10 protein-coding genes and 1 pseudogene are annotated in these 10570 nt (G+C 57.1%); 2 read left to right on the top strand and 9 right to left on the bottom strand.

The genetic code is table 11. The features are described 5' to 3' along the window. The 8 genes and pseudogenes from DOU50_RS02795 to DOU50_RS02760 form a co-directional block, all read right to left on the bottom strand. Positions 1 to 360, bottom strand: a pseudogene (locus DOU50_RS02795) (ABC transporter permease); the annotation flags it as partial. 10 nt (positions 361 to 370) lie between these two features. Then, positions 371 to 1990: a TIGR04028 family ABC transporter substrate-binding protein gene (locus DOU50_RS02790; protein ID WP_148768746.1), complete on the bottom strand. Its 1620-nt coding sequence runs from the start codon at positions 1988 to 1990 to the stop codon at positions 371 to 373. A 150-nt stretch (positions 1991 to 2140) separates the two neighbouring features. Next, a complete protein-coding gene (gene adhP / locus DOU50_RS02785) occupies positions 2141 to 3151 on the bottom strand; it encodes an alcohol dehydrogenase AdhP (RefSeq protein ID WP_032647362.1) in 1011 nt (336 codons plus the stop codon). A 196-nt stretch (positions 3152 to 3347) separates the two neighbouring features. Further along, entirely contained in the window at positions 3348 to 5057 is a 1710-nt protein-coding gene (locus DOU50_RS02780) for an ABC-F family ATP-binding cassette domain-containing protein (protein ID WP_148768745.1), read from the bottom strand. A 382-nt stretch (positions 5058 to 5439) separates the two neighbouring features. After that, positions 5440 to 7137, bottom strand: coding sequence for an NAD-dependent malic enzyme (locus DOU50_RS02775; protein ID WP_024909550.1), 1698 nt, complete (start codon positions 7135 to 7137; stop codon positions 5440 to 5442). 176 nt (positions 7138 to 7313) lie between these two features. Then, positions 7314 to 7451 (bottom strand): stationary-phase-induced ribosome-associated protein, encoded by a 138-nt coding sequence (sra, locus tag DOU50_RS02770; protein WP_008501714.1) that lies wholly within the window; start codon positions 7449 to 7451, stop codon positions 7314 to 7316. A gap of 95 nt (positions 7452 to 7546) precedes the next feature. Beyond that, positions 7547 to 7762 carry a biofilm-dependent modulation protein gene (gene bdm, locus DOU50_RS02765; RefSeq protein WP_008501713.1) on the bottom strand — a complete coding sequence of 72 codons (216 nt, stop codon included), beginning with the start codon at positions 7760 to 7762 and terminating at the stop codon, positions 7547 to 7549. 234 nt (positions 7763 to 7996) lie between these two features. Next, positions 7997 to 8848, bottom strand: a complete 852-nt coding sequence (locus DOU50_RS02760; RefSeq protein WP_148768744.1) for a Vmh family MBL fold metallo-hydrolase — start codon at positions 8846 to 8848, stop codon at positions 7997 to 7999. A gap of 110 nt (positions 8849 to 8958) precedes the next feature. On the opposite strand from DOU50_RS02760, the gene DOU50_RS02755 reads away from it, so the two are divergent. Together DOU50_RS02755 and DOU50_RS02750 are read left to right on the top strand one after the other, a co-directional pair. Next, complete coding sequence (locus DOU50_RS02755; protein ID WP_048992329.1) at positions 8959 to 9840, top strand: LysR family transcriptional regulator; 882 nt, start codon at positions 8959 to 8961, stop codon at positions 9838 to 9840. A gap of 75 nt (positions 9841 to 9915) precedes the next feature. Continuing rightward, on the top strand, positions 9916 to 10344 hold the full coding sequence (locus DOU50_RS02750) for an OsmC family protein (RefSeq protein ID WP_023311893.1): 429 nt from the start codon (positions 9916 to 9918) through the stop codon (positions 10342 to 10344). Between the two features lie 23 nt (positions 10345 to 10367). Here the strand turns inward: DOU50_RS02750 and DOU50_RS02745 are convergent. Beyond that, positions 10368 to 10570, bottom strand: a 203-nt coding sequence (locus tag DOU50_RS02745) for a LysR substrate-binding domain-containing protein (RefSeq protein WP_265589609.1), incomplete at its 5' end; no start/stop codon positions are given.

The raw sequence follows: 10570 nt of genomic DNA, 5'->3' as shown, positions 1-10570 counted from the left end.
GGCCAGCGCAAACGCCAGCAGTACCGCGAGTAAAAAGGCGGGCAGGGCGAGGCTCAGGGTATCCGGCAGATTGCTGGCAATCAGTTCGCTGACCGGCACCCCGGCCTGTAACGAGTAGCCGAAATCCCCGCGCAGCATCGCCAGCAGCGTGTGGCCGTATTGCTGCCACAGCGGGCTGTCCGCGCCGTAGGCCACGCGCATCTCCTCGATTTGCGCCGGGCTTAAGCCCAGGTCCGGGTTCTGAAATTTAATCAGCACCGCGTCGCCCGGCAGTACCTGGAGCAACACGAACGAGAGGGTAAAGGCGGCCCACAAGACCAGCAGCCCGTGCCCAAAACGTTGAAGAAGTGCGTGGCGCATCGTCAGCTCCTCAGTGCTTCTCTATCCACGCGCCGTAGAACGACGGGCGGCCTACCGCTTCAAAACTGACGCCTTTCAGCCACGGCGCACCGGCAAAGACCTGCGGCTCTTCGAAAATCGGAATGACGTAGGCGTTATCCAGCAGGTAACGCTGGGCATCGCCGGTCAGCTGCAGGCGTTTTTGCGGATCAACCTCTGAGGAGACATTCACCAGCAGCGCATTCAGCTTGTCGTCACGGAAGCTTTTGACCTTGTCGCTGGAGCCGCCTTTTTGCAGCAGCGCGTCGCGGTTAGCGGGGTAGAACATGCTTTTCACCACGTCCGGATCGGCGCGGCCCACTTCGGAGACGGTTAACGGGGTTTTCAGCGGATCAAGGTTATCCAGCGTGCGGCTGCCTGCGTCGCCGGCTTTCACGCTCAGCGCCACGCCCACCTGACGCCACTGCTGGGCAACCAGCTGCAGCACCTCTTTATTTTGCGGCTGCGGCAGGGATTCATACACCGTCAGCGCCAGCCGCTGGCCGTCTTTGGCGCGGATCCCGTCGCTGCCTGCTTTCCAGCCTGCCTCGTCCAGCAGCTGGTTGGCTTTAGCCGGGTCAAAGGTCAATTTATCGCTGAGATCGACAAAGCCAGCGGCGGAATCGGCAATCACCGACTTCGCCTGCGGATAGTTGGCCGAGAAGAGGGTCTCGACCACCTGCTTTGCATTGGTGGCATGCAGCAGCGCCTGGCGTACGCGAATATCAGAGACCAGCGGGTTATCCGGGCGGAAGCTGATGCTGTCATTCACCCCGCGCGTCGGGGCGGCGTAGATTTTATAGCCCTGGTCTGTCGCCTGCTTTTCGTCATACGCCTGCACCTGACGAATAAAATGCGCCTGACCGGCCAGCAGGGCGCCGACGCGCACGCTGTCTTCCTGAGTCACGATAAACTTGATGCCATCAAGATTGGCTGGCCCCTGCTGCGCCAGGTTTTTCGGTCCCCACTGGTAGTCCTTACGCGCTTCCAGCGTCACTTCGCGACCCAGCTTCTCGTCCTTCACCACAAACGGGCCGGAGCCAATGATATGCCGGGCATCACCCAGCTCTTCAAAGTTGCGCTTCAGCGTGCTGAGCGAGACCAGGCCCGACCCGATTGTGGCGGTGCCCTGCAGGAACCCAGGCGACGGTTTTTTGAAGTAGAACTTCACGGTCAGCGGGTCGATGACTTCGCTACGATCGTAGTTATTGATCACTTCTGACACCGGCAGTCGCTGCGCCTTGTTACCTAAGCCGTAGGTATCAAAGTTTTTTGCTACGGCGTTGGCGTCCAGCGGCGTGCCGTCGGAGAAGGTGATGCCGGGGCGAATTTTAAAGGTGTATTCGGTTTTATCGGCGTTGGTGGTCCAGCTTTCGGCTACCCACGGTTCCACCTGCAGCGTCTTTGGGTTCTGCCACGTCAGTTTGTCGGTGATCTGGTTCAGAATGCCGCCGTTCGGGTAAAAGCCACCGGCAGGCGGATAGAGGTTGGTGTGCGCCTGTTGCTCCAGATAAATCAGCGTGCCGCCTTTGACGGGCGCATCCGCGGACCAGGCTGCGGTGGTCGTCAGAATCAGCGCCGTCAGCAGCGGCAGACGAAATGGGGTTTGCATGGTGAATTCCTTTGTTATCTTCTTGTTAGCGTCGGATTCATCATCGGGCGCGGGGGAAAACAAGGGAACAAAGGAATTAAGATAAGGATTGCCGGAAAATGGCTATAAAAAAACCGCCCCTGTCAGGAGCGGTAATTGAACGGTGGGTGATTATGAACGCAGGTCAATCACCATACGGCCGCGGATCTGGCCCTGTTCCATCTCTTTAAAGATGGCGTTGATGTCCTCGATCGGGCGCATCGTGACTTTCGGCACGACCTTGCCTTCAGCGGCGAACTGGAAGGCTTCCTGCAGATCCTGACGGGTGCCGACGAGCGAACCCACCACCTGAATGCCGTCCAGCACCAGGCGCGGAATGTCGAGGCTCATGGCTTCCGGCGGCAGACCAACGGCGACCACGCGGCCACCGGCACGCACGGCATCAACGGCTGAGTTGAAGGCGGCTTTTGCGACGGCAGTGACGACTGCGGCATGCGCGCCTCCGGTTTTCTCCTGCACAATTTTAGCGGCATCTTCGCTGCGGGAGTTGATGGTGAGATCCGCACCCATGCTGGCCGCCAGCTTCAGCTGTTCGTCGTTAACGTCAAGGGCGATGACTTTGGCGTTAAAGACGTTTTTGGCGTACTGCAGCGCGAGGTTGCCCAGCCCGCCCAGACCGTAAATCGCAATCCACTGGCCCGGTTTAATACCCGACACCTTCACTGCTTTATAGGTGGTGACGCCAGCGCAGGTGATGCTGCTGGCCGCCGCCGAATCCAGACCGTCCGGCACTTTTACCGCGTAATCTGCGGTGACGATGCACTCTTCCGCCATCCCGCCGTCGACGGAGTAACCGGCGTTTTTCACGTCACGGCACAGGGTTTCGTTGCCGGTATTACAGTATTCGCAGTGGCCACAGCCTTCAAAGAACCAGGCCACGCTTGCGCGGTCGCCGACTTTCAGCGACTTCACGCCAGGGCCGACTTCTTTTACGATACCAATTCCTTCATGGCCCAGGATAACCCCGGTTTTATCGCCGAAATCACCGTTCTTCACGTGGAGGTCGGTATGGCATACGCCACAGCACTCCATCTTCAGCAGGGCTTCCCCATGCTTTAGCGGGCGTAAGGTTTTTTCGGTAACGTTGACCTGGTGATCCTGAGTGACAACAGCAGCCTTCATGTGTATCTCCTTGTTCATGATAAGAATCTGCATAGCAGGTATAGTACCTCTTAAGGATTAATACATTAGCCTGGTAATGCAAGGCTGCGGCAACATAATGTCATCATTTGATTCGATTTCAGATTAAGAATACGGCGTTCCTCTAATAATTAAGGGGGAAAATTCTGGCCCGGCGAAATGTTCGCCGGGCGCAGACTTACAGCTGTGCTTCTATCTCCTCTATCTCTTTACGCCATTGCGCCTGTAGCTGCGGCTTTTGATGCTTGGGCTTACGCGCCAGATCGTCTTCCAGCAGCGTTTCCAGCGCGACCAGCCGCTCCAGCAGATCGTCATACGGCGAGGATTGAATCGTCGCGGCGACAGCGGGCGCAGCGGATGTCATAAGCCCCGCGCTTTCACGCAGACGCTCAAACACCGCTTCTGCATCGTGCCACTCGCTCAGCTTTCCCTCTTCAATCAGCCAGAAACGGTTGCAGCTTTGGCTAATTAACTGACGATCGTGGCTGACCAGCAGGACGCCGCCTTCGAACTGCTGAAGAGTGTGCGCCAGCGCCTCTTTGCCTTCCATGTCGAGGTGGTTGGTCGGCTCATCCAGCATCAGCAGGCTATAGCGGGCGAGCGTCAGGCCAACGAACAGCAGGCGCGAACGTTCACCACCGCTGAGCGTGCTGACCGTTTGCCCGTGACGCGCCCACGGGAAACCCGCGCTTATCAGCGCCATTTTGCGGTTCTGCGGATCCGGCGCGAAAGGCTCCAGCGCGTCGAGCAGCGTGGCGTCATCCGGCAGCTGATGAAGCGTCTGGTCGTAATAGCCTGGCGACACGCGCGGATGGATTTTCAACCCGCTGTCTGCGGACTCATCAGCAAATTGTTGCCAGATAAGCCTCATCAGCGACGATTTGCCGCAGCCGTTACGCCCGACAATCGCTACGCGATCGCCGCTTTTCAGCCGCGCCATGTCGATGTTAAACAGCGGCGGTAGCCCGGGCGCAGGCGGGACGCTGAGATTTTCCATCTCCAGCAGACGGTCAGCCCGCAGCGCGTCGCCGCGAAGGGTTAACGTCCACGGGCTGCCTGCCGTGAGCGCCGTCTGGCTCTCCTTCAGCCGTTCGACCTGTTTTTCCATCTGTTTGGCTTTGCGGGCCAGGTCTTCGTTGTCGTAAACCTTGCCCCAGGTCGCCAGCCGCTTCGCGCTGGCGGTCACGCGATCGATCTCCTTTTGCTCGGCCTTGTGGCGCTGGGCATCGCTTTCATCCTTTGCTTCAAGCGCCTTGCGGGCGGCCGTGCAGGGAAGGGCGAAGTAGTGCAGCGTTTGATCGCGCAGGATCCAGCTGCCGTTGGTGACGGCATCCAGCAGCTGTCTGTCATGCGAGACCAGCACAAAGCTGCCCGACCAGTTCTGTAGGAAGTGTTCCAGCCAGAGCATGGTCGGCAGGTCCAGGTGGTTGCTGGGTTCATCCAGCAGGAGTAGATCCGGCTCGTGAATCAGCGCCCGCGCCAGCAGCAGGCGGGTGTGTTGCCCGCCGCTCAGCGTGGCGGAATGCAGCATCATATCCTGCGGCGTGAAGCCCATGCTTGCCAGCAGCGTTTCGGCTTTCCAGCGCAGACTCTCCCGTTCAGTTGAGGGCAACTGGGCCAGGACGGCATCCAGCATGGTCAGCGGAAAAATAGCGTCCGGGAGATGTTGCTCCACGCGCGCCATCAGGCAGTGCCCGGCCAGTGCTACCGTTCCGGCGGCAGGGGAATCCGTGCCGTCCAGCACCTTCAGCAGCGTACTTTTGCCGCAGCCGTTGTCGCCCAGCAGGCCAATGCGGTCGCCTTTTTTCAGCGTAAAGGAGAGTGAGTCGAAGAGCGTGCCAAACGCCGTATCAACGCGTAAAGATTGTGCAGTGAGTAAAGTGCTCATTGTTGCTTACCCAAGAGTTACAGGCATGTTTATGCCTCGTCAAACATCGCTGACGATAACTCAGTAAGCCCGAGAGAAGGGATTTCAGGGGTTGGTGTCTTCGCTCAAGCAGAAGTTATCGCAGCACGATACCGATAACGCTTGAGCTGGTGCGATCACCAAATGTATGTGAAACATTGAAAATTTCACAGTACAGCATAATTGGCCTCCTTATATATTCAGTGGGTTAATGGATAAAGGGAGTGTAGCGGGGGAAAAGGGGTTTGGCTAGTGGGTATTCGATGGTGCGGTTTGTTGCCCTCACCCTGACCCTCTCCCACAGGGAGAGGGAAAACAGCCAGCCCGTAGGCCCGGTAAGCGAAGCGCCACCGGGCAGAGCGGATTAAATCGACGTACGGCGATAGCTGCGGTATTCAGGCTTCCAGAAGTTGTCGTCGATGGCCTGCTGCAGCGCGTCGGCAGAGGTTTTCACCGCCACGCCCTGCTGCTGCGCCATTTTACCTACCGCAAACGCGATGGCGCGCGACACCTTGTGAATGTCTTTCAGTTCCGGCAGCACCAGCCCTTCTCCGTCATTGACCAGCGGAGAGTAACCCGCAAGGGTTTCGCTCGCCGACATCAGCATTTCGTCGGTAATGCGGGACGCGCCGGAGGCGATCACCCCCAGACCAATGCCCGGGAAGATGTACGAGTTGTTGCACTGGGCAATCGGATAGGTTTTATCCTTCCACACCACCGGATCGAACGGGCTGCCGGTCGCGACCAGCGCGTTACCTTCGGTCCACGCGATGATGTCCTGCGGCGTCGCTTCCACGCGGGAAGTCGGGTTAGACAGCGGCATCACGATAGGGCGCTCACAGTGCTTGTGCATCTCGCGAATGATCTCTTCGGTAAAGAGACCGGTTTGCCCGGAAACGCCGATCAGAATATCCGGCTTCACGTTGCGCACCACGTCCAGCAGGGAAAGGACTTCGTTGTCGGTATCCCAGTTTTTCAGGTTTTCGCGCTTCTGCACCAGCTTGGTCTGGAACGGCAGCAGGTTTGGCATACCGTCGGTCAGCAGGCCGAAACGGTCAACCATAAAGACGCGGGAGCGGGCCAGCTCTTCGCTTAACCCTTCACGCTGCGTCTGGGCGATAATCTGCTCGGCAATACCGCAGCCCGCAGAGCCTGCGCCCAGGAAGACGATTTTCTGGTAGCTCAGCTGGCTGCCGGCTGCGCGGCTGGCGGCGATAAGCGTACCCACGGTCACGGATGCGGTACCCTGGATGTCGTCGTTAAAGGAGCAGATCTCATCGCGATAGCGGTTCAGCAGCGGCATCGCGTTTTTCTGCGCGAAGTCTTCAAACTGCAGCAGAACGTCCGGCCAGCGGTGCTTCACGGCCTGAATGAAATCGTCGACAAACTGATAGTACTCATCGTCGGTGATGCGCGGATGGCGCCAGCCCATATAGAGCGGATCGTTGAGCAACTGCTGGTTGTTTGTGCCAACGTCCAGCACCACCGGCAGGGTATACGCCGGGCTGATGCCGCCGCAGGCGGTGTAGAGAGAGAGCTTACCGATTGGGATCCCCATCCCGCCAATGCCCTGGTCGCCGAGGCCGAGAATACGTTCGCCGTCGGTCACCACAATCACTTTGATATTGTGGTTCGGCACGTTCTGCAGAATATCGTCCATGTTGTGGCGGTTCTGATAAGAGATGAATACCCCGCGGGAGCGTCGGTAGATCTCTGAGAAACGCTCGCACGCCGCACCCACCGTTGGGGTGTAGATCACCGGCATCATCTCTTCGAGATGGTTCTGCACCAGGCGATAGAAGAGGGTTTCGTTGGTGTCCTGAATGTTACGCAGGTAGATGTGTTTGTCGATTTCGGTTTTGAAACCCTGGTACTGGATCCACGCGCGCTCTGCCTGTTCTTCAATGGTTTCAACCACTTCGGGCAGTAAGCCCAGCAGGTTAAAGCTGCTGCGCTCTTCCATGCTGAAGGCGCTGCCTTTGTTGAGCAGGGGGAACTCAAGTAAAACCGGTCCGGCGTATGGGATGTATAAGGAACGATGTTTTTTCAGTTTGTTGTCCATGTCACTCACTCTTTTTATGAAGATCCGTCCCTGACACTGCTGTTTGTCATCTTTCTGGCCTGTGCGCTGGGAGGCGGTCAGGCGGTATTATAAAGGAGCTAAATATTAATTACCGCAACACATAAACAAAAACACCATCGGGATTACCGATGGTGTTCTGGATCTCAGTCTGGAACTTACTTGCCCGCGTGGCGTTTTCTGCCGGTGGCGTGAGTGACCTGCGTTTCGTGGTCGCCTTCAATAACCACTTTGCGCTGATTAGAAAGCTTGTAGTTCAGTCCCAGAATATGGCGTGCCTGACGGTTCGATTTCATATTAACTCCTCAATCCTGTTGATAGTTTTAAGGACAAGTTTGCTGACGCAAACGAAATGTAACCCCTTAGGTTGCTGATCCAGCTTAGCAGGTTTTTACAAAGGTGCGTTTTGCCCGCTGACTACGTAGTTAATGGTCTGCTGGTAGATGTCACTGAGGATGTCATTATCTGTGGATTCCACCCACCTGGTCAGTTCCATCAAAATGTCATCTTCAGTCACAGCACCGTGCTCGGCGTGAAGACCCTGCGCAATCGCGTTAACGAGTTCAGGTTGTGCTGCTGCGGTATTAGCCGGGTAATAAGTAAACATGCTGCCTCCGTGTCGTTGTCTGTTTAATGGTACGGCTCGCAAAAAATTTAATTCATAAACAGAATGGCAAATATTTTCCCGGTTGTGGCTCAGATTCATCTTAGAAATAAAAATGACATAAGTGTATGCTTTTGTGTGCTTTTGAAATGTGGGGGGGTAAATTGAAGTGGCGTTGAGAGGATATTATAACGGTGCTCCTGCTATCACGAAAATATAGCAGGAGCAGAGTTTACATTACCACTTCATTTCGCCGGTATTCACCTTGGCGCTTAATTCCAGCGAGCTCTCTTCAGCCAGGTTCGGATACTGTTTTTTCAGGGTGCTGATGACGCCTGCAGAATCTTTATGAACGGATAAGGCCTTTTCAAAGCGCTGCAGATAGTCACGGGTAAAATCAATCGCACCCGCGCCGGCTGGCGGGGTACCCAGATAGTGACCCGGGATCACGCGCTCGGGTTTGTGCGCCGCCATATTTACCAGCGTTTCCTGCCACTGCTTACGGCTTGCCGCCGTCTGGGTGTCAGCCGTCCAGACGTGGATCCCCCAGGCTACCCCGGTGCCGCCGAGGATGGTTTTCGCTGACGGGATCCACACATAGGCCGCGTAGCTGTCAGGCTCTTCGATATCGATCTTTTCCCCGTCCACCATAAACGTGGTGGAGGCGAGCACCTGCGGGACGACCAGCTCCGTTGGCGCGCCGTCTTTCATCTGCGGACCCCAGAAGGCGAGCTTGGCGTCTTTGGTGGCCTTGATGTGGTCAACCACGTGCTGCGTGGCCACCACTTTGGCGTTCGGGAAGGCTTTGACCAGCGGCTGCAGGCCAAAATAGAAATCCGGATCGCCGGAGGTGATCACAATCTTGTTCAGGGTCTTACCGCTTTGACGAATTTTCTCTACCAGCGCTTCGCCATCCTTCACGCTGAACTGCGCGTCAAACAGCACAGCCTCTTTCGGGCCGGAAACCAGCGTGGAGGAGACCGCGAAAATGCCTTTCTCCTGCGGGTTATAGGTATCAATGCTCAACGGCGCGGCAAAAACAGCCGGAGTGAAAAGCGTGGAAAGCAGGGCAAGGTGAGTGAATTTCATGCTGTTGTCTCTGTTGTTCAGGAATGTCTCTATTGTACGGATATTCGCATTTGCCAGAATTCCTGAAACAGGACATGCTTAGTTTCATAAATCGAGCAAATGGAGCTTATATGGATCGCGTTATCGCCGCTCAGGTCTACAACCGGATATGCGAGCTGGGAAGCTTGAGCGCGGCGGCCCGCGCGCTGGGCATTTCCCGACCGATGGTGAGCCGCTACCTTGAACAAATGGAAAAGTGGGCGGGAACGCGGCTGGTAAACCGCTCCACGCGCAAGCTGACGCTGACCGCGGCAGGGGAAAAGGTGCTGCAAAAAACGCGGACGCTCTCGCAGATTTCGCAGGAAATTGAAGGCCAGTCGGAGAAAGATCTCCCGTCCGGCACGCTGCGGGTGGCCTGCGCGCACTTTACCGCGATGCACCTGATTGCGCCGGTACTGCCCGGTCTGCTCTCGCGCTACCCACAGCTGCGCATTGAGCTGGACGTGAATAACCACCCGGTCAGCCTGGTGGGAGAGCGCATCGACGTCGCCGTGCGCATTACGGATAACCCTGAACCCGGCATGATTGCCCGCCGGCTGGGGGAATGTCGCTCGGTGCTTTGCGCCTCGCCGGACTATCTGGCGCAGCACGGTACCCCCGTCAGCCCCGAAGAATTAGCGCAGCACAACTGCCTGCACTACAGCTTTTTCGCCGGGCAGTCCTGGCACTTCCTGACGCCGGAAGGCGAGAGCCTGAGCGTGGCCGTCAGCGGCAACCTGAGCGCCAGCATCTCTTCGCTGCTGATGGATGCGGCGATTAAGCACTGCGGTATCGCTATGCTGCCGGAGCGTGAGGCGCGAACCGCGCTGGCGCAGGGAATACTGGTGCCGGTACTGGAGACACTGGAGCCGAAACCGCTGGCCATCCATGGCATTTATCAGTCCCGTGAATACCAGCCTGCCGCGCTGCGGGTGTTCCTTGACGCGCTGGCGCACCATTTACTCAGTGACTAAGACTCGTCTGTCTTGCCCGCAGAATCCGGACAGCCTTCTATACTTAACCCTTTGTAAGCCAAAAGGAGAGCAAGAATGACTATTCATAAGCACGGTTCGGCACACTGGTCTGGCGACATTAAGCGCGGAAAAGGAACGGTTTCCACCGAGAGCGGCGTTCTCAATCAGCAGCCTTATGGCTTTAACACCCGCTTTGAGGGTGAAAAGGGGACCAACCCGGAAGAGCTGATCGGCGCGGCACATGCGGCCTGTTTTTCGATGGCGCTGTCGCTGATGCTCGGCGAAGCGGGTTATACCGCTGACTCTATTGATACCACTGCGGACGTCTCTCTGGATAAGACCGACGGTGGCTTTGCTATTACGAAGGTTGCCCTGAAAAGCAAGGTGACCGTCCCGGGCATCGCCCCACAGCAGTTCGACGGTATTATTCAGAAAGCCAAAGCGGGCTGTCCGGTATCGCAGCTCCTGAAGGCTGAGATTACGCTGGACTATAAACTTAACTAAGCCACAGCCGGGTTTACGCCCGGCTACCCCTTCAGCGCGGCGGGAAACACCTCCGCCAGCCACGCAATAAACACCTTAAGACGGTGCGTCAGATGCCGGTTCTGAGGGTAAACCACATGAAACGGATAGGCGGCGGGGCGCCAGTCGCTCAGGATCGCCGTCAGCGTACCCGCCTGTAAATACGCGTTTGCCGAATACTCAAATGTCTGCACAATGCCCAGCCCCG

Origin of the sequence: Enterobacter sp. C6 (assembly GCF_008122455.1) — a bacterium.
Classification (GTDB): Bacteria; Pseudomonadota; Gammaproteobacteria; order Enterobacterales; family Enterobacteriaceae; genus Enterobacter; species Enterobacter pseudoroggenkampii.
Note: the sequence above shows the minus strand (reverse complement) of the source record. Positions and strands in the feature narration are given on the sequence as shown.

Bases quoted from the DNA above. Each gene is read 5' to 3' on its own strand.
- DOU50_RS02775 (WP_024909550.1), bottom strand. From the start codon at position 7,137: ATGGACAACAAACTGAAAAAACATCGTTCCTTATACATCCCATACGCC.
- DOU50_RS02750 (WP_023311893.1), top strand. From the start codon at position 9,916: ATGACTATTCATAAGCACGGTTCGGCACACTGGTCTGGCGACATTAAG.
- bdm (WP_008501713.1), bottom strand. From the start codon at position 7,762: ATGTTTACTTATTACCCGGCTAATACCGCAGCAGCACAACCTGAACTC.
- DOU50_RS02760 (WP_148768744.1), bottom strand. From the start codon at position 8,848: ATGAAATTCACTCACCTTGCCCTGCTTTCCACGCTTTTCACTCCGGCT.
- DOU50_RS02780 (WP_148768745.1), bottom strand. From the start codon at position 5,057: ATGAGCACTTTACTCACTGCACAATCTTTACGCGTTGATACGGCGTTT.
- DOU50_RS02790 (WP_148768746.1), bottom strand. From the start codon at position 1,990: ATGCAAACCCCATTTCGTCTGCCGCTGCTGACGGCGCTGATTCTGACG.
- adhP (WP_032647362.1), bottom strand. From the start codon at position 3,151: ATGAAGGCTGCTGTTGTCACTCAGGATCACCAGGTCAACGTTACCGAA.
- DOU50_RS02755 (WP_048992329.1), top strand. From the start codon at position 8,959: ATGGATCGCGTTATCGCCGCTCAGGTCTACAACCGGATATGCGAGCTG.
- sra (WP_008501714.1), bottom strand. From the start codon at position 7,451: ATGAAATCGAACCGTCAGGCACGCCATATTCTGGGACTGAACTACAAG.